This is a genomic window from Micromonospora sp. CA-240977, assembly GCF_050942285.1.
In the GTDB taxonomy this organism is placed as follows: Bacteria; Actinomycetota; Actinomycetes; order Mycobacteriales; family Micromonosporaceae; genus Micromonospora.
Map to the genome: position 1 here is coordinate 2,265,522 of NZ_CP192055.1, position 23,047 is coordinate 2,288,568.

The 23,047-nt window shown below is 71.4% G+C and carries 17 protein-coding genes; 9 read left to right on the forward strand and 8 right to left on the reverse strand.

What is annotated here, in order from left to right; genetic code table 11:
* Nucleotides 1–286 precede the first annotated feature (286 nt).
* From chvE to ACQPWW_RS10545, 4 genes are all read left to right on the forward strand, one after another.
* Complete coding sequence (chvE, locus tag ACQPWW_RS10530; RefSeq protein WP_433131526.1) at nt 287–1,429, forward strand: multiple monosaccharide ABC transporter substrate-binding protein; 1,143 nt, start codon at nt 287–289, stop codon at nt 1,427–1,429.
* 80 nt (nt 1,430–1,509) lie between these two features.
* Complete coding sequence (gene mmsA, locus ACQPWW_RS10535; protein ID WP_433131528.1) at nt 1,510–3,048, forward strand: multiple monosaccharide ABC transporter ATP-binding protein; 1,539 nt, start codon at nt 1,510–1,512, stop codon at nt 3,046–3,048.
* Nucleotides 3,045–4,295, forward strand: coding sequence for a multiple monosaccharide ABC transporter permease (gene mmsB / locus ACQPWW_RS10540; protein ID WP_433131530.1), 1,251 nt, complete (start codon nt 3,045–3,047; stop codon nt 4,293–4,295). The genes mmsA and mmsB overlap by 4 nt, the downstream gene beginning before the upstream one ends.
* Before the next feature lie 942 nt (nt 4,296–5,237).
* Nucleotides 5,238–5,708 (forward strand): hypothetical protein, encoded by a 471-nt coding sequence (locus ACQPWW_RS10545; protein ID WP_433131532.1) that lies wholly within the window; start codon nt 5,238–5,240, stop codon nt 5,706–5,708.
* Here ACQPWW_RS10545 and ACQPWW_RS10550 read toward each other — a convergent pair.
* Entirely contained in the window at nt 5,675–7,057 is a 1,383-nt protein-coding gene (locus ACQPWW_RS10550; protein ID WP_433131534.1) for a CBM96 family carbohydrate-binding protein, read from the reverse strand. The genes ACQPWW_RS10545 and ACQPWW_RS10550 overlap by 34 nt on opposite strands.
* Before the next feature lie 221 nt (nt 7,058–7,278).
* Here ACQPWW_RS10550 and ACQPWW_RS10555 point away from each other — a divergent pair, with 221 nt between their 5' ends.
* From ACQPWW_RS10555 to ACQPWW_RS10570, 4 genes are all read left to right on the forward strand, one after another.
* On the forward strand, nt 7,279–8,559 hold the full coding sequence (locus ACQPWW_RS10555) for an MFS transporter (protein WP_433131536.1): 1,281 nt from the start codon (nt 7,279–7,281) through the stop codon (nt 8,557–8,559).
* On the forward strand, nt 8,556–9,539 hold the full coding sequence (locus ACQPWW_RS10560) for a TolB family protein (protein ID WP_433131538.1): 984 nt from the start codon (nt 8,556–8,558) through the stop codon (nt 9,537–9,539). The genes ACQPWW_RS10555 and ACQPWW_RS10560 overlap by 4 nt, the downstream gene beginning before the upstream one ends.
* Before the next feature lie 116 nt (nt 9,540–9,655).
* Nucleotides 9,656–11,182 (forward strand): alkaline phosphatase D family protein, encoded by a 1,527-nt coding sequence (locus ACQPWW_RS10565; protein ID WP_433131540.1) that lies wholly within the window; start codon nt 9,656–9,658, stop codon nt 11,180–11,182.
* A gap of 13 nt (nt 11,183–11,195) precedes the next feature.
* A complete protein-coding gene (locus ACQPWW_RS10570; RefSeq protein WP_433131542.1) occupies nt 11,196–12,509 on the forward strand; it encodes a hypothetical protein in 1,314 nt (437 codons plus the stop codon).
* Between the two features lie 15 nt (nt 12,510–12,524).
* Here ACQPWW_RS10570 and ACQPWW_RS10575 read toward each other — a convergent pair whose 3' ends face one another.
* From ACQPWW_RS10575 to ACQPWW_RS10605, 7 genes are all read right to left on the reverse strand, one after another.
* Nucleotides 12,525–13,436, reverse strand: a complete 912-nt coding sequence (locus tag ACQPWW_RS10575; protein ID WP_433131545.1) for an ABC transporter ATP-binding protein — start codon at nt 13,434–13,436, stop codon at nt 12,525–12,527.
* Entirely contained in the window at nt 13,433–16,462 is a 3,030-nt protein-coding gene (locus ACQPWW_RS10580) for an FtsX-like permease family protein (RefSeq protein ID WP_433131547.1), read from the reverse strand. Before ACQPWW_RS10580 ends, ACQPWW_RS10575 begins: the two co-directional genes overlap by 4 nt.
* Nucleotides 16,463–16,533: 71 nt before the next feature.
* On the reverse strand, nt 16,534–17,181 hold the full coding sequence (locus tag ACQPWW_RS10585) for an ABC transporter ATP-binding protein (RefSeq protein ID WP_433131549.1): 648 nt from the start codon (nt 17,179–17,181) through the stop codon (nt 16,534–16,536).
* A gap of 96 nt (nt 17,182–17,277) precedes the next feature.
* Nucleotides 17,278–18,468 (reverse strand): low temperature requirement protein A, encoded by a 1,191-nt coding sequence (locus tag ACQPWW_RS10590; protein WP_433131551.1) that lies wholly within the window; start codon nt 18,466–18,468, stop codon nt 17,278–17,280.
* A 58-nt stretch (nt 18,469–18,526) separates the two neighbouring features.
* Nucleotides 18,527–19,093, reverse strand: a complete 567-nt coding sequence (locus ACQPWW_RS10595; protein ID WP_433131554.1) for a TetR/AcrR family transcriptional regulator — start codon at nt 19,091–19,093, stop codon at nt 18,527–18,529.
* 52 nt (nt 19,094–19,145) lie between these two features.
* Entirely contained in the window at nt 19,146–19,811 is a 666-nt protein-coding gene (locus ACQPWW_RS10600) for a PH domain-containing protein (RefSeq protein ID WP_433131556.1), read from the reverse strand.
* Nucleotides 19,812–19,840: 29 nt separating this feature from the next.
* The gene (locus ACQPWW_RS10605) at nt 19,841–22,243 is read right to left on the reverse strand and encodes a PEP/pyruvate-binding domain-containing protein (protein WP_433131558.1); all 2,403 of its coding nucleotides are present in this window, start codon (nt 22,241–22,243) and stop codon (nt 19,841–19,843) included.
* A gap of 132 nt (nt 22,244–22,375) precedes the next feature.
* On the opposite strand from ACQPWW_RS10605, the gene ACQPWW_RS10610 reads away from it, so the two are divergent.
* On the forward strand, nt 22,376–23,023 hold the full coding sequence (locus ACQPWW_RS10610) for a M23 family metallopeptidase (protein ID WP_433131560.1): 648 nt from the start codon (nt 22,376–22,378) through the stop codon (nt 23,021–23,023).
* Nucleotides 23,024–23,047: the final 24 nt, after the last annotated feature.

Consider the following 23,047-nt stretch of genomic DNA (forward strand, 5'->3'; position numbering starts at 1 on the left):
GCCCGCGGACGACACCCCTCGTCCGCGGGCACCGTCGCGTCAGCCGGCCGTCGCCCGTTCTGCGGTCCTGGCTGGGGGCCGTCGGCGACGTCGTCGTTCGCCGCCGTCAGCCCAGGTCCGGGCCGCTCCGACCCCTGGCCTTGAGCGCCAGGACATCTCCGTTACGAGACCGTGACACCGGTATTTCGGATCAAGTGTTGACGTGCCGTATGTGAGCGCTAACACTACCCCGAAAGGTGACAGTTGGCCCCGGCACTCGACGGGGGAGTCCAGAGAGGAGAAGCCCGTGGGCAGGAGATTCCTGGTTGCTCTCGGCGGCGTGATGCTGACGCTGAGTATGGCGGCGTGCAGTGGCGGGGGTGCGGGCAGCGGCGACGACAAGAGCGACGCCAAGCCTGGCGACCTCACCATCGGTGTGTCGATGCCGACCCAGACCTCGGAGCGGTGGATCGCCGACGGCAACGCGGTGAAGTCGAAGCTCGAGGCGAAGGGCTACAAGGTCGACCTCCAGTACGCCGGCGACGACATTCCCACCCAGTCGCAGCAGGTCGACCAGATGATCACCCAGGGCGCCGACGTCCTGATCATCGCGGCGATCGACGGCACCGCCCTCAGCAGCCAGCTGCAGGCCGCCGCCTCCGCGAAGATCCCGGTCATCTCCTACGACCGGCTGATCCGCGGCAGCAAGGACGTCGACTTCTACGTCAGCTTCGACAACTACAAGGTTGGCGTCGCCCAGGGCACCGCACTGCTCGTCGGTCTCGGCCTGCTGAACAAGGACGGCTCGAAGGGCACGGCCAAGGGCCCGCTGAACGTCGAGCTCTTCGCCGGTTCGCTTGACGACAACAACACGCAGTACTTCTTCGGCGGCGCGATGGACACGTTGAAGCCGTTCGTCGACGACGGCACGCTTGTCGTCAAGTCCAAGCAGACCACGCCCGAGCAGGTGGCGACTCTGCGCTGGCAGCAGGAGACCGCGCAGAAGCGGATGGAGAACCTGCTCACCTCCAGCTACAACGACGGCTCGAAGGTCGACGGCGTGCTGTCGCCGTACGACGGCATCTCCCGGGGCATCATCACCGCCCTGCAGAACGCCGGCTACGGCACCGCGGCCAAGAAGCTCCCGGTGGTGACCGGCCAGGACGCGGAGATCGCGTCGATCAAGCTGATCAACGACGGTGTGCAGAGTTCCACGGTCTTCAAGGACACCCGCCTGCTGGCCGACCAGGCCGTGAACGCCGCCGAGGCGTTCCTGCAGAAGAAGGAGCCGCAGGCCAACGACACCAAGACGTACAACAATGGTGTCAAGGTCGTCCCGGCGTACCTGCTCCCGATCGTGACGGTCTACAAGGACGACATCAAGACCGCGCTGATCGACTCCGGCTACTGGACGGCGGAAGAGGTCGCCGCCGGTCAGGCCAAGAAGTAAGCCAATCGTCGGGCCCGGCGGTCGCCGCCGGGCCCGACGTCTGGGCGTACCGTGTCCAGACCTGACGGAGGACAGTGACAATGGACGACACCATCCTCGAGATGCGTCGCATCACCAAGACCTTCCCCGGCGTGACCGCGCTGGAGGACGTCACCCTCGCAGTGCGCCGCGGGGAGATCCACGCCATCTGCGGTGAGAACGGCGCCGGCAAGTCCACCCTGATGAAGGTGCTGTCCGGCGTCTACCCCTCCGGCTCGTACGACGGCGAGATCCTCTTCGACGGCAAACCGATGCAGTTCCGTGGCATCCGGGACAGCGAGGCCAACGGCATCGTCATCATCCACCAGGAGCTTGCCCTGGTGCCGTACCTGTCGATCGCGGAGAACATCTTCCTTGGCAGTGAGCGGCGCAGCCGCCTCGGGCTGATCGACTGGAACCTGGCCAACGCCGAAGCGGCCAAGCTGCTGGCGTCCGTCGGGCTGCACGAGAACCCCGTCACCCCGGTCATCCAGCTCGGCGTCGGCAAGCAGCAGTTGGTGGAGATCGCCAAGGCGCTGTCGAAGAAGGTGCGCCTGCTCATCCTGGACGAGCCGACGGCCGCCCTCAACGACATCGACTCGGCTCACCTGCTCGACCTGTTGCGGGCACTCCGCGACCAGGGCATCACCTGCATCATGATCTCGCACAAGCTCAACGAGATCACCGCCATCGCCGACTCGACCACAGTCATCCGGGACGGGCGCGCGGTGGAGACCCTCGACATGAGGTCCGACGAGGTGACCCAGCAGCGGATCATCCGGGGCATGGTCGGGCGTGACCTGGACAGCTTCTACCCCGACCGCGAGTCGTCCCCCGGCGAGGAGGTCCTCCGGATCGAGGACTGGACGGTGCGGCACCCGGTGCAGGACCGGATGGTCGTCGAGGACGTCGCCCTGTCCGTCCGCGCCGGCGAGGTCGTCGGCATCGCGGGCCTGATGGGCGCGGGCCGCACCGAGCTGGCGATGAGCGTGTTCGGTCGGTCGTACGGACGTGACATCCGGGGCCGGCTCTTCGTACGCGGTAAGGAGGTGCAGGCGCGCACCGTCGCCGAGGCGATCGACAACGGCATCGCCTACGTCACCGAGGACCGCAAGCGGTACGGGCTCAACCTCATCGACGACGTCCGCCGCAACGTGTCCGCCGCCGCGTTGGACCGGCTGTCCCGCCTGGGCTGGGTGAACGGCAACGAGGAGATCAAGGTTGCCGAGGACAGCCGGCGGGAGATGAACATCCGCACGACAAGCGTCATGGCGGTGGTCGGTAAGCTCTCCGGCGGCAACCAGCAGAAGGTCGTCCTGTCGAAGTGGCTGTTCACCGACCCGGATGTGCTGATCCTGGACGAACCCACCCGGGGCATCGACGTCGGTGCCAAGTACGAGATCTACACGATCATCAACCGGCTGGTGGCCGCCGGCAAGGCGGTGATCGTCATCTCCTCGGAGCTGCCGGAGTTGCTCGGGATGTGCGACCGCATCTACACCCTCGCCGCCGGCCGGATCACCGGTGAGATGCCGGTGGCCGAGGCGACTCAGGAGAGCCTCATGGAGCTGATGACCAAGGACAAGGAGCTCGTGGCGTGACCAGCATCAAGACCCCCCCGACGGAGAGCCCGACACCCTCGGACAGCACACCCGCCGCCGCTCTGCACAGCGGCACGAACGACCTGCGGGCGCTGGTGTTGAACAACCTGCGGCAGAGCGGGATCTACGTCGCCCTGGTCGTCATCGTCGCGTTCTTCGCGATCCTGACCGACGGGGTGTTGCTGAGCCCCGGCAACATCACCAACATCGTCCTTCAGTACTCGTACATCCTGGTGCTCGCGATCGGGATGGTCATCCTGATCATCGGCGGGCACATCGACCTGTCGGTCGGATCGGTCGTCGCGCTGACCGGCGCGGTGTCCGCCGTCCTGGTGATCCAGCAGGGCTATCCCTGGTGGGTCGGCGTCGTGGCCGCGCTCGCGGTCGGCGTCGCGGTCGGCGCTTGGCACGGCTTCTGGGTGGCGTACGCCGGCATTCCGGCCTTCATCGTGACCCTGGCCGGCATGCTGCTGTTCCGGGGTCTGACCCTGCGGGTGCTCGACAACATCTCGCTGTCGCCGTTCCCGGCGGAATACCAGAAGGTGGCGGCGGGCTTCCTGAACGGGCTGCTCGGCGGGCAGGGCTATGACGCCTTCACGCTGCTGATCGGCGCCGTGGCCGTGGCCGGGTACGCGGTGAGTGGCTTCCGCACCCGCGTGGCGCGCATCCGCTACCAGCAGCCCGTCGAGTCGTTCCCGCTGTTCGTCGCCCGGGTCGTGGTGGTCGGCGCGGTCATCATGTACTTCGCGTGGCAGTTGGCGCACGCCCGCGGCCTGCCGATCGTGCTGATCATCCTGGCGGTTCTGGTGCTGGTCTACGGCCTGCTCACCCGGCGTACCGTCTTCGGTCGCCAGGTCTACGCGATCGGCGGCAACCTGTCGGCGGCGGCGCTGTCCGGGGTGAAGGTCCGTACCGTCAACTTCTGGATGTTCGTCAACATGGGCTTCCTGGCGGCGGTGGCCGGTGTCATCTACTCCTCGCGGTCGAACGGCGCTCAGCCCGCCGCCGGCAACATGTTCGAGCTGGACGCGATCGCCGCGGCCTTCATCGGCGGTGCGGCGGTCACCGGTGGGGTGGGCACCGTGGTGGGCGCGATGGTCGGTGGTCTGATCATGGCGGTGATGAGCAACGGCATGCAGCTGATGGGCATCGACCAGTCGACCCAGTCGGTGGTGAAGGGCCTCGTCCTGCTCGTCGCGGTCGCCTTCGACGTCTACAACAAGCGCCGGGCGGGCACGGCCCGCTGACGCCCCGACGGTACGTATGCGTGCCCCTGCCCGCCCTGCGGACAGGGGCACGTGTCGGTGCGCGGCATGCCAGCCCCACAGGGTCGGCCACGCGCCGCCCGTCGCGAGCGCGGCAGGGGCTCGCCGCGCCGATGTCGTGCCGTCGCCGTGCCGTTGCCGACGTCGGCCGACGTCGTTGCCGACGTCGTTGCCGTTGCCGTTGCCGTTGCCGATGCCGATGCCTGAGCAGCCTGGCCGGAGTCGGACCCACCTGTCTGGCGCACTGTAGAGCTGCCCCAGATATGGGCCACGGCCTGCGGTGGTGATCAGCGCTGGATGTCCGGCTGCGGTGGTGACCAGCGGCGGATGTCCGGCTGCGGTGGTGACGAGCGCCGGATGTCCGGCTGCGATGGTGACCAGCGCCGGATGTCCGGCTGCGGTGGTGACGAGCGCCGGATGTCCGGCTGCGATGGTGACCAGCGCCGGACGTCCGGCTGCGATGGTGACCAGCGCCGGACGCCCGGCTGTGGTGGTGGTCAGCGCTGGATGTCCGGCTGTGGTGGTGACCAGCGCCGGATTGCCCGGCTGCGATTGTGCCTGTGCCTGGGGCTGCGGTGGTGCTTGCGTCGGGTGCGGTGGTGCTTGCGTCGGGTGCGGTGGTGCTTGCGTCGAGGGCTGTGGTGGTGCTTGCGTCCCGGGGCTGCGGTGAGGCTTGGGAGTGGTGTTCGTGGCCCGGACTCGCGGCGGTGCCCCAGATCTGGGGCAGCTCTACAGGGAACCGAACAGACAACCGAGGCTTGTCGCGGCGAGCGCCTCCCGCAGCCCTGCGGCCTAGCGCAGCCCAGTGCCGGGCAGTCGCGGGGCCGGCCAGTCGCGGGGCTGGGCAGTCGCGGGGCCGGGGGGCCTATGGGTTCGTCAAGGTGTCGGGTCGGCGTCGGGGTATGGGGAGGGCAGGATGGCGTGGTGCCTGATCTGCTGTGGGATGACGTCAGGTGGTTCTTCGATCCCGGGTTGATGGGGTCGTTGCCGGACGTCTGCGTGCCTGGCGCGTCGCTGGAGGACTGGCAGTCGGTCCTCGATCTCGTCGTCGCTCAGGGTTGGCCGTTCCAGTACTCCGAAGGCGCGGCGGTGCTGCCGCTGCCCGCAGCGACGGCCGTGTTGACCCGCTCGGCTGGCGCCGAGTGCCCGGAACTTCGGGTCTGGCCGTCGCCGGATGTCCTGGCGATCTTCCGGTTCTATGCGGCAAATGAGATCGACTTCGATGTCGATCTGCGGGAGCTCCAGGGGCAGGAGCGGCTCGATGTTTTCTGCGGTTTCCTGACGGCGATCGGCAGGTGCCTGGGCAAAGCCGTGCTGATGGGGTCCCGCTGCGCCGGGGAGGGCGCAGCGGGACCACTCGCTCAGTGGCAGGTACCGGTGCCGCTGTCGTTGTAGGTCTGCCCGGCCACCGGCACGAACTGCCAGTCGTAGCTGCCGGAGTGCAGGGTGAACTTCAGGACTCCCCAGGCCGAGCTGTTGCGCGCCTCGCTGTTGGGCTGGATGGTGCCGAAGCCGTAGTGGCCCGCGCCGCCCATGCCGGCGACGAAGCTGCGCAAACCCCGGCTGGTGTCGGCGCCGCCGGACGGGTTCATCGGCGCGAAGCGCTCGTACACGTGGTTGTGTCCCCACACCACGACGTCGGCGTTGTAGTCGTAGAGCGCCTGGTACAGCGGACGCGTGGACGTCGACGGCGCGTGGTTGGAGCTGGACGTGAACAGCGGGTGGTGCCAGTAGGCGAGCGTGCACGGCTTGCCGCTGGCGGCCAGGTCCGCCCGCAACCACTGCTCCTGGGTGGAGCCGGCCGACATGCTGATGTTCGAGTTCAACGACACGACGTGCCAGTTGCCGAGGTCGAACGAGTAGTAGCCGCGTCCGCTCGGGCCGGCGGACGTACCGAAGTAGTTGTAGTAACCGGTCGCGCCCGACGTGTTGTAGTCGTGGTTGCCCGGCGACGGGCGGGTGCGGGACTTGTGCCGACCCCAGGTGGGCTCGTAGTAGCTGCTGAACTGTGACGCGGTGCCGCTGTCGTAGACGTTGTCGCCGGTGGTGAAGACCGTCCCCGGGATGCTGTCGAGCAGCGTCGCGGTGGCGCTGTCACCGGAGCCGGAGTCGGCGATGTCGCCAGCCCCCACGAACACCGGGTCCCCGGACGGGGGTGGCGTGGTGGTCGTGCCGGTGCTGACCACCAGTTGCGGGGCGTCCGCGCCGCTCTCCCGCGTGTCGTAGTAGGCGCCGTCGCCGCTGGCGGAGGTCGCGCCGAAGCTGTACGTCCCGTTGCCGGTGACGGCGGCCGTGACGTCGACCTCGTACCAGGTGTCGCCGCTGACCGCGCCGAGGGTGCCGAGCGTGGCCCCGTCGATGGCCGGCTGGTTGTTCCAGGTGGTGCCGGTCTCCGACCACGTCGTGTTGGACATCCGGCGGAACGTGCCACCGGCGTCGCTGCCACTGTTGCCACTGATGGTGCGCAGTCGCAGCTTGGCGCCGGTCACCGTGCCACTGACACCGCTCACCGTGAAGCGCAGGAACGAGCGCCGTACGGGCGAGTTGTCGGCCACGATCTGCGTGGACGTGCCGTAGTTGGTGGAGGCCGCGTCACTCTGGACGTAGGTGTCCGCGACCGGCGTGAAGGTCACGCTCGCCGCCGACGCCGCGTCGGCGCCGGTCACGACGACGGCGGCGGTCGCGGCGACGAGCACCAGCACCGCTCCCGTCGTGATCGTCGGACGGGGGAATCGAATGTCCATCCAGGACTCCTCTGCTGCGGGGGTGAAGCCCAAGGAATGTAGGAAGGTCGATGAGCCGGCGGGCGACAAGCGGATGAACACCGCGTCCCGGCAGGCGAACACCTCGATGTTCGCGGCACGTTCACCCGCACCTGGCCCGGCCGCCACGCGCGGTCCGTTGTGCCCTTCGCGACGAGTACGGACGATGGCTGACCGGCAGTTGTCGACCCGAGGAGATGCTCGTGTACCTCTCGACCGTTTCCCGGCCGGTCGCCGACCCACCCGGATCCGAGCCACGACGTCGACGGCTCGCGCTGGTCAGCGGCAACGTCGTCGCACTCGGCACGGTCAGCCTGATCACCGACATCTCCGCCGAGATGGTGGCCGCCGTCCTCCCGCTCTATCTGGTGCTGGGCCTACAGCTCAGCCCGGTGGCCTTCGGCGTGCTCGACGGCGTCCACACCGGTGCCACCGCGCTCCTGCGGGTCGTCGGTGGGTTCGCCGCCGACCGGTTCCGGCGGCGCAAGCTGATCGCCGGCATCGGCTACACCCTCTCGGCGGTCGCGAAGCTCGGCCTGCTGCTCGCCGGCCGGTCCATACCGGCGATCGGCGCCGTCATCGCCGTCGACCGCCTCGGCAAGGGTGTGCGCAGCGCCCCGCGGGACGCGCTGATCACGCTCTCCACGCCGCCCGAGGCGCTGGGCCGGGCGTTCGGGGTGCACCGGGCCATGGACAGCGTCGGCGCGTTCCTCGGACCGCTCGCCGCGTTCGCGGTCCTGTTGGTCGTCGGGCAGTCGTACGACGCGGTCTTCGTCACCAGCTTCTGCGTCGCCGCGCTGGCCGTCGTCGTGCTCGTGCTCTTCGTCCGGGAACGTCCAGCCGACCAGACGACGAACGGCCCGGACGACCCGACGGTCTCCGTCCGGGAGGCGTTCGGCCTGCTCCGCGCGGGACCGGCCCGCCGGCTCGTGCTGGCCGCGGCGATGCTCGGGCTGGCCACCATCGGCGACGGTTTCGTCTACCTGCTGCTGCAACGCCGCGAGGACCTCGGTCTGCGCTGGTTCCCACTGCTCGCGGTGGGGACCAGCCTGGCCTACCTGCTGCTCGCCGCCCCGCTCGGTGTGCTCGCCGACCGGATCGGTCGGCTACCCGTGGTGCTCGGCGGCTACACCGCCCTCGGTGCGACGTACCTGCTGCTGGCCGGTCCGGTCGACGGTTGGCCGCTGATCGCGCTGACCCTTGTGCTGTACGGCGCGTTCTACGCCGCCACCGACGGTGTGCTCATCGCGCTCGCCGGACCGGTGCTGCCGGCGCGGCTGCGGACCACCGGAATCGCGCTGGTGCAGACCGGGCAGGCCCTCGCGTACCTCGTCTCGTCCGTCCTGTTCGGTCTCAGCTGGCAGGCGTGGGGGCCGGAGGCGGCGATCCGCGCCGCGGCCGTGGCCGTCGCCGGCGTCCTGGTCGGCACGCTGTTCCTGCTGACCTCCCCGTCCCGTCTCCTCACCCGGAGGGTGTCCCGATGACCGTGTTGTCGACCCGAGCGAAACTCGGCGTGGTGGTCGCCTCGGCCGTGCTGCTCGGCAGCGTGGCAGCCGGCTACGTGGCCATGGCGGCGGAACCTGCCCGGACACCGCCATCCAGCACCGGCGACCAGGTGGTCACCCTGGCACCCGGCCCACGCCTGTTGGCCATCACCGACCGGCACCTGTCCACCGTCGCCACGGCCGACCCCACCGGCCCCCGCACCGTCTCCGGCCTGGAGTGCCTGCGGGTGTACGCGGCGGCCGGCACCGGCGTCTGTCTGAAACCGGAGACCGCCTGGTCGTACCAGGTCGTCGTGCTCGACGCGTCGCTGCGGCAGACGCGAGCGGTCGACGTGCCGGGCCTGCCGAACCGGGCCCGGGTCTCGGCCTCCGGCCGGATGGTCTCCTGGACGACGTTCGTCGGTGGCGACTCCTACACCGCCAGCGGCTTCTCCACCCGCACCGGGATTCTCGACACCACCACCGGCGCCACGGTGACCTCGCTCGAGGAGTTCGCGATCACGCGGGACGGCCGGAGCCACCGCAGCCCGGACGTCAACTACTGGGGCGTCACCTTCACCGCCGACGACAACCGCTTCTACGCCACCATGTCGACAGGGGGCCGGCGGTACCTCGTCCGGGGTGACGTCGCCGCCCGGACGGTCGAGACGGTGAAGGAGAACGTCGAGTGCCCGTCGCTGTCACCCGACGGCACCCGGATCGCCTTCAAGGAGGCGATCGACGCCGACCCGGCGAAGGGCTGGCGGCTGTCCGTCCTCGACCTGGCGACGATGCGGGTCACCGCGACGGCCGAGACCAGCAGCGTCGACGACCAGGCCGCCTGGCTGGACGGCCGGACACTCGCCTACACGCTGCGTCAGAGCGACGGCCAGCCGGACGTCTGGAGTGTCCCGGCCGACGGGTCCGGTACGCCGAAGCTGACGATCCCGGGCGCGGAGTCCCCGGCGCCGCTCACCTGAGGGTCGGCTGCCGGGCGGCCAGGACACCTGACCGCCTTGGCGCGGACAGCCTCCCGTCATGTGGGATTCCACGCCGCACCCATCGCCGTTCATCGACGTTCTCAAGGCTGTTGACCATGACAAGGCTGAGCCGTCGCATATTCGTCCTCAGTGGACTCGCCGCCGCTGGCGTCGCGGTGACCCCCCGCCAGGGTGCCCGCGCCGCGGTGCCGTACCCCTTCAAACTCGGTGTGGCGTCCGGTGATCCGGCGCCCGACAGCGTGGTCCTGTGGACCCGGCTGGCACCGTCTCCGCTCAACGCCGACGGGCAGGGCGGCATGGCCAACGCCGACGTGACAGTCGAGTGGCAGGTGTCCACCACCGACCGGTTCACCTCGCTGGTCGCCTCCGGCTCGGTGACCGCCCGCTACGCCGACGCGCACTCCGTGCACGCGATCGCGGGCGGGCTCGCCGCCGACTCCGACTACTACTACCGATTCCGGGCCCAGGGTCAGATCTCCCCGGTCGGACGGACCCGGACCGCCCCGGCGCCCAGCGCCTTCGGCCGTGACCTGGTGATGGCCTTCGCCTCCTGCGCCCACTACGAGGCCGGTTACTACACCGCGTACCGGCGGATGGCCGAGGACAACCCGGGGCTGATCCTGCACCTCGGCGACTACATCTACGAGGGCGGCGTCGGGACCTCCACGGTGCGCCAGCACGTCGGCGCCGAGATCGTGTCGCTTGCCGACTACCGCCGCCGGTACGCGCTCTACAAGTCCGACCCGGACCTGCAGGCGGCGCACGCGGCGGCACCCTGGCTGGTGGTGCCGGACGACCACGAGGTGGAGAACAACTACGCCAACATGGTCCGCAACGACAGCAGCCCGACGCTGACCGCCGCGCAGTGGACCGCCCGACGGACCGCCGCCTACCGGGCCTACTACGAGAACATGCCGCTGCGGCCGGCCTCCGCCGCCAGTGGCAACAGCATCCCGCTGTACCGGCGGGTCCGGTGGGGACAACTCGCCACCTTCCACATGCTCGACACCCGGCAGTTCCGCGACGACCAGGCGTGCGGGGACGGCTGGAAGGTCTGCGCGGACGCCGACCTGGCCTCCCGGTCCCTGACCGGCGCGTCCCAGGAGGCGTGGCTGCTCGACGGACTGGCCCAGCGGTACGGCACCTGGGACATCCTCGGCCAGCAGGTCTTCTTCGCCCAGCAACTCGACGCGAACGGGGCGGCGAGCATGGACGCCTGGGATGGCTACCGGGCCTCCCGCAGCCGGATCCAGACCGGCTGGCAGCAGCGCGGGGTACGCAACCCCCTGGTGCTCACCGGGGACGTGCACCGGTCGTGGGCCAACGACCTCAAGGCCGACTACGCCAACCCCGCCTCGGCCACCATCGGCACCGAACTGGTCTGCACCTCGATCACGTCGACAGGTAACGGCAGCGGCAGCACCACGGTCCCGAACGCGGCGGCCAACCCGCACCTGAAGTTCTACTCGGACCGGCGTGGCTACGTGCGTACCACGATCAGTCGCAGCCAGGTCCGTGCGGACTTCCGCACGGTGAGCACGGTGACCGAACACGGCGCCGCCGCGGCCACGGCCCGCTCGTTCGTCATCCTCGACGGCCAGCCCGGCCTGCAGGCCGGGTAGAAGGAGACCCACAATGACCGCACTCACCGCACTGCTCGCCGCCTCCCTGCTGGTCCCGAGCCTGGCACCGGCCCCGATCGCGGTCACCGCCGAGGCGATCACCTGGACCACCGCGAACAGCGTGGCCACCGGCGACCAGGACCTGCCCGGCATCGCCACGAACCGCAACGGCCAGGTCGCCGTGGTGTGGGAGGACGACCGGGACAGCACCGCGCCCGAGGACGACACCCACAGCGAGATCTACCTGCGCCTGTTCCGCGACGGCACGCCCGCGTACGAGCTGAAGCTCTCCGGCGGGGGCACCAGCGGGGCCGCCTGGCGGCACATCAGCCCGGACGTGGGGCTCGACGACCGCGGCAACGCCGTGGTGGTCTGGGCCGCCGACGGCGACGGCAACGGCGTCTACAACATCCAGTACCGGGTGGTGTCGCCCACCGGCACGGTGCTCGGCTCGGGGCAGGTCAACGCCAGCGACGCCGGGCAGCAGATCTGGCCGAAGGTGGCAGTCGACCCGGACGGCGCGCCGAGCACCGCGGCGGTCGGCTTCACAGTGGTCTGGGAGGACGTCCAGGGGACCGCGCCGGCCACCGTCAAGGCCGCCGCCTACACCGCGCCCACCACCAAGGTGTACGAGGTGACCGCCTCGCAGACCACGGGTGCACACCACCGCCCCGACGTGGCGGTGTCCGCCACCGGCGAGGCGCTGGTGGTCTGGGACGAGGACGCCGACGCGAACGGCTCGTACAACATCGGGCTGACCCGCCTGGCCCGGTCCAACGGCGCGGTGGTGCTCTCGCGGCGAACCGCCAACGCGCAGAGCGGCGGCCAGCAGCAGCGGCCCTCGGTCGCGGCGAACTTCGCCGGGGACTTCACCGTCGGGTGGGAATCCGACCACACCGGCACCCGAGGCGTCTGGGCGCGGTCGTTCACCTCCGCCGGCGTCGCCCGGCACGACGAGGTCCAGGTCTCCGCCGGAGCCGGGGCCGTCGCGCCCGGCGTCGGCATCGACGACCAGGACAACGTCGTGGTGGGCTGGACGGTGTCCGGCACCAACCCGGACGTCTGGGCGCGTGGCCTCAACCCGGACGGCACGTCCACCGGCCGGCTGGCGTCCCAGGCGCTGAGCCAGACCACGACGGGCCGGCAGGAGCAGGTGGCCATCGCCACGTCTCCCTGGGGCGAGGTGAGCCTGTGCTACACCGACGACAACGACGGAAACGCCTTCGACCAGGTGCTCCTCGGGTTGGGCGCGACGAACTCGACCTGGCTGATGTCCGCCGATGAGCTGCGTCGCCTGAAGGCGCGGGCGGCCGTCACGGCGCACTGAGCCGGCCGGGCCCGTTCAGACGGCGTGGTCGGGCTCGCCGCCGGCCGTGGCCACCCCGTCGTCCCCACCGACGGACGACGGGGTGGCCACGGCGCGCAGAGTGACCGACTGGTCGGCGTGGTCGACAGCGAGCAACGTCCCGGCCGGGAAGACCGCCAACGTCTCGGGCGGCAACTGGATCGTGCCGTCGCCGGCCACCACGGCGAAGTCCTGGCCGTTGCGCCCCTCGGCCCCGACCCGGCCGTCCCGGATGGTGACGGCGCGGCCCAGCCGGGCGCCCACCTCGCCGTCATGGGTCACCACGACCACCGTGGTGCCCCGCTCCGCGTTGACGGTGGCCAGCGCCGTGAGCACCTCGTCCCGACCGGACGCGTCGAGCTGGCTGGTCGGCTCGTCGACGAGGAGCAGCCCGGGCCCGGCCGCGAGCCCCTGCGCCAGCGCGGCCCGCTGACGCTGCCCCGGAGTCAGGTCGCCCACCCGCCGTGCGCCGGCACCGCCGAGACCCACGAGCTCCAGGATCGCCTCCGGCGGATCGAGCCGACGCCCGGCGACGCGTGCCGCGGGTCGCTGCGCCAACCAGACGTTGCGCGACAGCGAGACGTACGGCAGCAGGTTGCGTTCGGCGCCCTGGAGCACAGTGCCGACCGTGGCCCCGCGAAGAGCCGCCAGGCCCTTGGCCGAGAGCCGGGACAGCTCGTGGTCGCCCACGTACACGCGCCCGGCGGACGGTTGCATGAGCCCGCCGAGGATCGCCACCAGCGTGGACTTCCCCGAGCCGGACGGCCCCACCAGCGCCAACATCTCGCCCGGCGAGATCCGCAGGTCCACGCCGGAGAGCGCGACGACGTCACCGGTACCGGTGGGGTAGATGTGGATGAGCCGGTGGCAGGTGACGGCCACGCCTGAGGTGTGCGGCTCGGTGGTCATCGGCTGCTCCGGCGGCGTACCGCGGCGGCGACGACCCGGCCGAGCACGACCGCGGTGAGGGCGAACAGCGCGATGGTCGGCACCGTGAACAACAGCAGCCGGTCGACGTCCGGCCAGTCGGGCAACGGGACCGGCGAACGGCCGTCACTGAACAGGCGCTGCCCGCCCCGGGTGAGTAGCCAGATCAGCAGGGTGACGAGACCGCCCGACACGGCGGCGACCGCGACCGGCCACCCGTAGCCGCCACGCACGGCCCGTGGCGGCAACCCCTGCCGACGCAGTGCCACCAACATGGCCACCCGGGTACGCTGCTCGGCCGCCGCCATCGCGATCAGGCCGGCCGCTCCGATCAGCACCCCGGCCAGCGCGGCGAACAGGTTGAAGCGCAGTGCCAGCGCGGCACCCTGCCGATCGAAATCCTGTCGTACGCCGGCGGTTGTCCGGTCGGCCTTGATGACGAGGCCCTGGGCGCGAAGCCGATCGAGGACGTCGGCGGGAGCGGAGCGCGCCAACCAGACCTCCTCGTTGCCGTTCTGGCTGGCGACGGCGAGGCGATCCGCGTACTCCAGGTCGACGACCAGACCGGATCCACCAAGTCGCGGCAACCGGTCGGCCAGGCCGAGCACCGACGCCGTGGTCGGTGTCCCGTCGACCCCGTCGTACGGGTGAGAGGCGCCGAGCAGTGTCCCCGTCGCTCGGGTCAGGTAGCCGGGGAGCGGGAACGGCGCGTCGACGACACTGATGCCGGCCGGTGTCGATCGCCGGTTCTCATCCACGGTGAGGACCAGCGCCGTGGTCGTCGCGCTCGCGCGGGTGGTGCTCGTGTCGGACAGCCGCCACCGCTTCAGGTCGGCGAACTGCGCGCCGGTCAGCACCACCGTCTCGCGTCCGCCGTCCTCGTCGCTGCTGCGTAACCCCTCGTAGTGGACCTCCAGTTGGCGGGAGACCACCGGAGCGACGATCTCGATCTTGATCAGGCGGCATTCCTGCGCGCACTCGGGCACCTGGAAGGGGTAGGGCTTGCGGCCGGGCTTGACGTCCTCGCGGGAAGCGACCACCCGGGTGCCGTTGGCGCTGGCGACAGTGACCGCGAGGCGGACCTGGTTCCCGGCGAAGGCCTCGGCGTCGAAGCTGGCGGAGAGGACCAGGTCGAGCAGTTGCCCCCGGAAGTACACCGGCTCCCCGGGCGCGGCCGGGTGGATCTTCCGCGTGATGTCCGCCAGGGACACGCCGTAGGACGGGTGCGACGCGGCCACCGTCGCCAGCCGGTCGGAGTCGACCGCGAGCAGCGGTGTGCCGGCCTCGGAGGAGGTGGTCGTCACCACGGCGGCCATCGCGAAGCGACCCTCGGGATCGGCCGCCCGCACGGCCGTCAACAGGTGCGAGCGGGACGTCGCGTCGACCTCGACCACGCGCGGCGCGCCGACCTCGACGACGGCCCGATCGGTGTAGGCGGCCGACGCGACCTCGCTCGTCGCGGCGGTGAAGGCGAGCATCGCGACGACCACGGTGAGCAGCGCGATCAGGGGCCGGAAGCGGGGTTGTCGGGCCACCTGCACCAGGGCGAGACCGGTGGCTGTCCGGCCGCGCGCCAGGAGCGCCGCGCCCGCCGCCCCGCCGATGATCATCGCGACCCGCGCCAGCAGCACACCCGCGGCGAGCGCCCCGGCGACCGGTGCCACAAGGGCCAGCCCGCTGGGCGAACCGCCGGAGCGCAACTGCACCACGGCGGCCACGGCGACGGACACCGCGACGATGTCACCGATGGTCGCCCGCCAGCCGCGGGTCCGTGCCGGCACCCGACGCAGCAGGTCGACGACCGACCCGGACAGCATCCGAAGCTGGGCGAGCAGCACCGCGGCGAGCGCGCCGGCCGCGCCGACGGCGGCGAAGCCGAGCACTGTGGCGTCCACGCCGACGTCGGCCCGGGCCGGGAGGGTGCGCGCGGCGAGCAGTGTGGCGGCGGCGATGCCGCCCAGGCAGCCGAGCGGGATCGCGATCAACACGGGTACGGCGTGCTCGCCGATCGCCAGCGCCCACAGCCGTCGGCGCTGCACCCCGCGGAGCAGCAGCAGGCCCTGCTCCGGTCGGCGCTGGTCCGCCGCCGAGCTGACCGCGACGAACAGGACCAGCCAGCAGAGCAGGACGAGCAGCCCGGCGCCCAGCGTCACGCCGTCGGCCAGCTGCCCACGTTGCAGGGCCACCCGGTCGAGCAGCAGGGACAGGCTGGTGCCGCCCCCGAGGCCCGCGCGGCTCCCGTCCCGCGTCACCACCGCGACCGCCGTCCGCAGGTCCGCCGCGGACCGGGTGTCGAGCAGGTGCTCGGTGACGTAGAGGTCGGCCGTCGACCGGTACAGGATCGCGTCGTCGTCGGTCAGGGGCGCGGCCTCGGCGGTGAAGATGGCGTCCTCCGCGCTGCCCACTGCCGGCGTGCCGGTCGGGCCCGCCGCGGCGGGACGGATGTATTCCGCGCCCAGCCAGTACGGATCGGTCACGTCCAGCGGCTGGTAGACGCCGGCCACCCGCACCGGCACCACGCCGAACGTGAACTGGTCGCCGACGACGACACCGAGCCGCGCGGCGGTCGGCGTGCTGACCATGACCTCGGGGAGTTGCCCCCGTGGGGTGGCCCGGGGGCAGGCGCCGGCCACGCTGACCCGCTCGCAGACCCCCGCTCGGAAGACCAGGCTCGAGGTCACCGTCCCGGCCGGACCGGCGGCGACGCCACTGCTCTGCGCACCGAGGACGACCTCGAACCCGGCCGGCGTCAGTTGCCGGACCTTGCCGGCGAACGGCGTCCGCGCGGGGTTACCGGGCATCCCCGGATATTCGACGGGGTCGGCGAGCCGCAGCCGAAGCTCGTTCGGCGTTGCCCGGGACACCTCGTAACGGGCCAGGGCCTGGCCGGCGGCGGCGACGTAGCTCGGCGCGGCCGCGGCGGCGGCGCTCGCGAGCACGGTGAGCAGGAGCACTGCCAAGGCTTGGGCCCGGCGGGCCGCGATCGCTCCCCAGATGACGGTAAGCATTGGTGCCGAGGGTATCGACCGGGCCGGCGACCCGTTGCCCCGTGCGAATGGGCCGAGACCGGTCGGGTTCCTCAGTCGCGCAGGATCTCCGCCCGCCCCTCGACGAGGTGCAGCTCCGCCTCGCAGGCGGCGGCCACCTCCGGGTCGTGGGTGGCGAACACGACGGCCGCACCCCGCCGCGCCTCGCCGTGCAACAGATCCAGCACCCGCTGCCGGTTGCCCGCGTCCAGCTCGCTTGTCACCTCGTCGGCAAGCAGCACACCGCCGCGCAGGGCCAGGCCCCGGGCGACGGCCGTCCGCTGCTGCTGGCCACCGGACAACTCTTCGACGAGTTGGTCGGCCTGGCCGGCGAGGCCCAGCAGAGCCAGCATCGCGGCGGTCTGCCGGCGGGCCTCGGGTGGTGTCACGCCGTCGGCCACGAGCGCCACCTGAAGGTTCTCGGCGGCCGTGAGGATCGGGGCCAGGCCGTTGTCCTGCGGGATGAGGACGATCCGGTGTGCGACAGCGTGGTCACGGTCGCGCAGCGGCTGCCCGTCGACCGTCACCGACCCGTCCCGGGGCCGCAGCAGCCCCGCCATCGCGTTGAGCAGTGTCGTCTTGCCCGCGCCCGACGACCCGGTCAACGCCAGGACCCGGCCCGGTCGGACCGTCAGCGTGACCTCCCGGAGAACGGCCGGCGCGTCGCCGTAGCCGACGGACGCCCCGTGCATGCTCAGCATGTGCCACCGCCCCTTTTCCCGGCACCAAGGATCCGCAGACTGCCACGGTGGGCGGACCCGCACAATCCCCGTCCATCCGCTGGCGGTCCGAGGTGGTCAGCCGACCCGGGATCGCCGCTCGTGCCGGACCAGGGCGGCGAGGAAGGCCGCCAGCAGCCCGAGGGCGGCCAGCGCGGGCAGGACCCGGGCGAGGGGCATCAGGAGAAGGACGATCCCGATCGCGACGAGTTGGCCCGGCGAGCTGCGTACGGTCAGCCGGAGGAACAGCAGGCGACCGACGAGATAGAGCGCGACGCCGCCATAGAGCACGAGTATCGCCGACCAGCTCATTGGCTCCCCGCTGGCGTCCCGGGGGCCGGCCTGTTCCGTCAGGTTCGCGAGGATCAGGTGGACGCCCAGTGCGAAGTAGACGACTCCGGCGACCAGCGGCAGGTGCGCCAGCGTGTACGCGTCCGACGCCAACTGCTGGCGACGCCGGGAGCGTGGCGAGGCCGAGGTCAGCACCTTCGCGGCGGCGGGGGCGACGCCCACGAAGTAGAGCCACCACAGACATACGGTCGCGGCGAAGCCGAACACCGCGGCCAGCAGCACCGGCCAGGCGATCACGGCCGTACCCGCGCCGGCCCCGGCCGAGAGCAGGGACTCACCGAGCACGATGATCAGCACCAGGCCGTGGCGTTCGGTGAAGTGCGCCCCGCTGCGGACCTCTCCGAAGCTGGCGGCGGTGGCGATCCGGCCGCCGCCGTAGTCGACGAGGAACGCCACCGTCCACAGCACGGTCTGCCCGGTCCCGCCAAGGATGGCGCCCACCAGCAGCGGGGCCCAGGCCAGGATGGTGGTGACGGCGAAGCGCAGCGCCTGACGGCGGTACTGCCGGTTGCCGGCCGAGGCGTAGGTCATCAGGGCGAGGTGTAGCCCGCGGACCACGATGTAGGCGATGGCCAGGGTGAGCGGTGGGCTCAGCGCGCCGTCGTGGCGCTGCCACGCCTGCGGGATCACCAGGGCAGCCACGAAGATGGCGGCCATCGCCGCGATCATTCCGGCCTGTACGGGGCCGTTGTCCGCGCGGACCTGATTGCCCAGCCAGGCGTAGCAGCTCCACGAGTACCAGAACCAGAGCAGGAGCAGTAGCCCCTGGTAGAGGGTGAGCGACCCGAGCGACTCCGCCATGAAACCGATGAGCCGCGTCAGCGCGAACACCAGGACCAGGTCGAAGAAGATCTCGAAGGTGGTGGCCCGGTGTGCCTCCTCGACCAGCACCGGCCGGGACCGGTGGACGCGGCTCATCCGCTCATCCTGGTCCGTTCCGCGCCGGTTCGGGGGTCAATGCCAAGCGACGACGGAATCAGCCGAAGAGCAGGTCGAGGTGGGCGTCCAGCGCGCCCAGTGCCTGCTCGGCGGTGTACTGCCCACCCAGCAGGTAGACACCGAGCCCTTCCATCAGCGCCAGCAGGCCGGCCGCGACGGCGTCGTCGTGCCGGTCGGGCAGGACGCCGGCGATGAAACCGGTGAGCTGCCGGGTGCCCTCGCGGAGGCTCGGCGCGGCGGCCGGACGCACCGCCGTGTAGGCGAGGAACGCGAGCGCCACCCGCCCGTCGTCGCGGGTCCCCTCGTCCAGGGGCAACAGTGCGGCGAGCATCGTGCGCAGCAGCAGCCGGGGCGGTGGATTCTCACCCAGTCGCGCCAGCGCCTCGGTGACCCGGATCTGGCTGCGTTCCCGCACCACGCTCAACGCGAACGCCATCATCTCGTCCTTGGTCCGGAAGTAGTGCTGGACCATGCCGGCGGACACGCCGGCCTCGGCCGCGACGTGGCGGAGGCTGACCGCCTCCAGGCCCTGATCCGCGGCGACCCGCATCAGCGCGTCCGCGATGAGGGTGCGTCGCTCCTGGTGATCGACCTTCTTGGGCATGGCCTCGATCGTTTCACAGAGGGTGGTCCGGACAGTCCGCCGGCGGCGGCGGTTACCGGCTGGCGGTGGTGCTCGCGGGGGCGCCCCGCGCGCTGCGCAGGAGGCCGTCCGGGTCGTCGGCGTACAGTCGCAACTCGTTCATCGGCAGCGACCCGGTCTTCGCCAGCTCGAAGGTCAGCGGCCGGCGCAGCAGGACGTCGATGCTGGTCTGGCTGCCGACCGAGATCGACACCACCCGGCGCTCACCCTCCTGCTCGACCTGCACCGACCTGCTCGACGGCAGGGAACGGTAACGCTTGCGCAGGGCCTCGACGTCCGTCCACGGGATCCAGATGTCGATGCCCGAGCTGAGGCGTACGCGCAGGCCCCGGTCGCCCACCAGATGGGGGTGGAGCGTCATGCTGGCGTAGAGCCCGATCATCCAGAGCAGACCCCAGATGCCGAGGGCGAGCACGATCCAGCGGGCCGGCCGCCACGGCACCACGTGGGTGACGACGACGTCGAAGATGGGGATCTCCACGACCGACAGGCCGATGAAGATGCCCAGGATCGGCTTGACCACGCCGAGGTAGCCGAACGGTTCGTCGCCGGGCCCCAGCGACAGGGGGCGACGCCGGGCCCAGGCGTACAGGCTGCGCCACGTCGCGGCCTCGGCCTCGGCCGCCCGGCGCAGCAGTGGGCCCACCCGCGCCCTGGTCGGTGCCTTCGTGTCGGTCATGGTCGTCCTTCTCGGTAGCGGGGCGACGGTCAGTGGACGGTGACGGTTCCGGCGCCACCGTCCACTGTGATCAGCTGACCGGTGGAGATCGTCCGGGTGGCGTCCGGGACGCAGATGACGGCGGGAATGCCGTACTCCCGGGCCACCGTCGGGCCGTGCGCCATGATCGCGCCGGTCTCGGTGACCACCGCCGCGGCGGTGAGGAACAGCGGGGTCCAGCCCGGGTCGGTGGTCGCGGAGACCAGGACGTCGCCGGGCTCGACGTGGGCGGTGGCCGGGTCGTGGACGACCCGGGCGGGCCCGGTCACCCGGCCCGCCGAGGCGCCCACGCCGATCAGCGTCCCGTCGTCGGCGGGGACCGCCGGCAGGACGGTCTCGACGTCGGTGCCGTCGGAGAGCAGCGCCACCGGCACGCGTCGGCGGCGCAGTTCCCGCCGGTGCGTCGCCCGTCGGGAGGTGACCGTCGCGCGCGGGTCGACACCCTGGTGTACGGCGGCGTGCGCCTCGTCGAGGGTCAGGAACATGATGTCGTCGGGCTGGTCCAGCAGCCCGGAGTCGTGCAGGTCGGCACCGACGAGCAGCAGTTGGCGGCGCGTCTCGCGCAGGGGGTACAGCCCGGCGAACTTGCCGGCCTCGCGCAGGCCGGCGAGTGAGCGCGCCCGACGCAGCAGGAACCCGGCGATGCTGCCCCGCACCGGCCGCCGACGGCGGACCCGCCCGACCAGCTCCTCCAACGCCGCCTCCGCTGCCGCGCCGGCCCGTTGGAAGCGCTGGTCGGGGCCCTGCGCCGGATCGGTGACCCGCAGGTAGTTGGCGACCGCGGCGAAGACCGGGGTGGGGTCCTCCGCCCAGCGCGGCACGCCGAGGTCGACCTCGGCGACGCCCCGGTGACCGTAGGTGTCCAGGAAGGCGGCCATGCCGATGTCGGGCAGCGTTCCGTGGAGGTAGCGCGTGGCCAACTCGGTAGGCGGGGTGTCGAGCAGGAGTTGTCGGTGCTCGCCCGCGCCCTGGGCGAGCCGCCAGAGGGCCAGGTCCATCTCGATTGTGACGTTGTGCGGCATCCCGCCCAGCACGGTGTGGATCTCGTCGGGGCCGGCGACTCCCTTGAGCAGCGCGGCCGGCAGCGCCGCGGCGAGCATCCCCGCGACGATCGGCCACATGATCGCGTCGGCGCTGTCGTCGGCGTCGCGCCCCTGCACGAAACTCAGCCGATCGGCCGCGGTCCGCAGGTCGGCGGGGGCGGCCGATCGTACTCTGAGCTGCTCGATCGCCTCGAACATCCGGATCCGTGCGGTCTCGGGACGGGTCAGCGCCCGGAGGATCCCCACCACCGCGCGGCCGGCCGTGCGCAGCGACGCGGCGCCCTGCGCCCGGCCGCGCGTGCTGCGGCCAGCGGTCGGGGCGAACCGGGGGTCCGCCAGCACGTGCCGCATCACCGCCTGGGCGCGCGGGCCGAAGTCGACAGCCAGGAGCTTCACCAGTCGCCTGCGGGCCGACCGGTCCCGCGCCAGGTCGGTCAGGTCGCCGTAGAGCCGGCCGCCGATGTCGACGATCTCGACCCGGACGCCGAGCGCGGCGAGCATCGCGGCGATCTGCGTCCGCAGGGTCGACATGCCCATCGGCGTGACCGGTTGCAGCATCCCCTGGACGTGACCGAACTCCAGGTAGACGCGGGGGAGGGGCTTTCCGCTCTCCGGTGGGAGGGGGAACAGGGTGGTGATCGGCCGGGACTGCAGAAGCCACCTGACGCCGTCCGCGTCGATCGCCCACTCCACGTCCTGTGGGCAGCCGAACTGGGCCTGCAACCGGTCGCCAGTGGCGCGGAGGTCGGCCAGGTGTGCGGACGTCAGGCAGCCCGTGTCGGCCCGCTCGACGCCGTCGAGGACGTAGTGGTCCACGCTCGCCGCGCCGTCCACCACTGTCGTGCCCAGACCCACTGCGGCGTCGACGGCCATCTCGTCGCGGCGGCCGGTCAGCGGGTTCGCGGTGAACAGCACTCCCGCCACGGTGGGCGTGATCATGCGTTGCACGATGACGGCCATCCGTACCGTCTGGTGATCGATCTGGCGGGCGTCGCGGTAGGCGGTCGCGCGGTCGGTGTGCAGCGCGGCCCAGCAGGCGGTGATCGCGGCGATCAGGTCGTCGGCGCCCGTGACGTTGAGGATGGTGTCCTGCTGCCCGGCGAAGCTCGCGTCCGGAAGGTCCTCGGCAGTGGCGCTGGAGCGGACCGCGACCGGGCCCGCGCCGAGCCGCTCGTACGCGGCGACGACCTCGGCCGTGGGGATGACGCCGAGTCGGTGCGCCTCGGTGGTGACGCAGAAGCCCTCGGGCACCCGTTCGCCGTGCCTGATCAGCTCGCCCAGCCCGGCCGCCTTGCCGCCGACCAGCTCAACCATGTCGGCGGTCGCCTCGGACAACGCGATGACCTGCATCGGAGCCTTCTCTCTTTGCAATGCGACCGTATTGCATCCACCGTAACGCTTTTACGATGCAACTGCAATGTGACGGCGGCGCGGGTGTGACCCGGCACCGAGGCGTTGTCGGCGTCTGCCATCCTCGAGACGGTGACGACCGGCCGCCCGACCACACCCCGCCCCCACCGCCGCGCTCGCAGCCGCACCATCCGCGTCCTCGTCGCGCTCGTCGCTGCGGCGGCCGTCCTCGGCATCGCACTGGTCGTCGTGCCGATGCTGCGACCGGCGGGGCCGCGCCCGCTCTTCCAACTGCCGGTCACCTGCGGCGAGACGTGGCAACTGAGCACCTACCCCGGTCACGACGACTACGACGTCGACCTGTTCCCCACCGAGGGCGAGGCGTGGGGGCGGCCGGTGCTCGCGTCCTACGGCGGCACGGTCACCGAGGCGGGCATCAACGGGTCCCTGGGTGGCCGTACGCCGGACAACCCGGAGGGCCCCCGCGGGCGTGGCGGCGGTTACTGGGTGAAGATCGACCACGGCGGCAGGTGGGAGACGCAGTACCTGCACATGCTCGAACCGCCACTTGTCACTGTCGGGCAGCGGGTCGGTCAGGGCGACCAGATCGGGCTCCTCGGCAGCACCGGCAACTCCGGCGCCCCGCACCTGCACTACGAGCAGCGGCGCGGCCGGGAGAAGGTCGAGACCCACTTCGACGGGGCGCCGTCGGGCATCACCACCGACGAACGCGAAAAGATCCTCCGGCAGGTGAGCAACAACTGCCCGGCCGTCTCCTGAGGACGGCGGTTTGCCCGGCCCGGC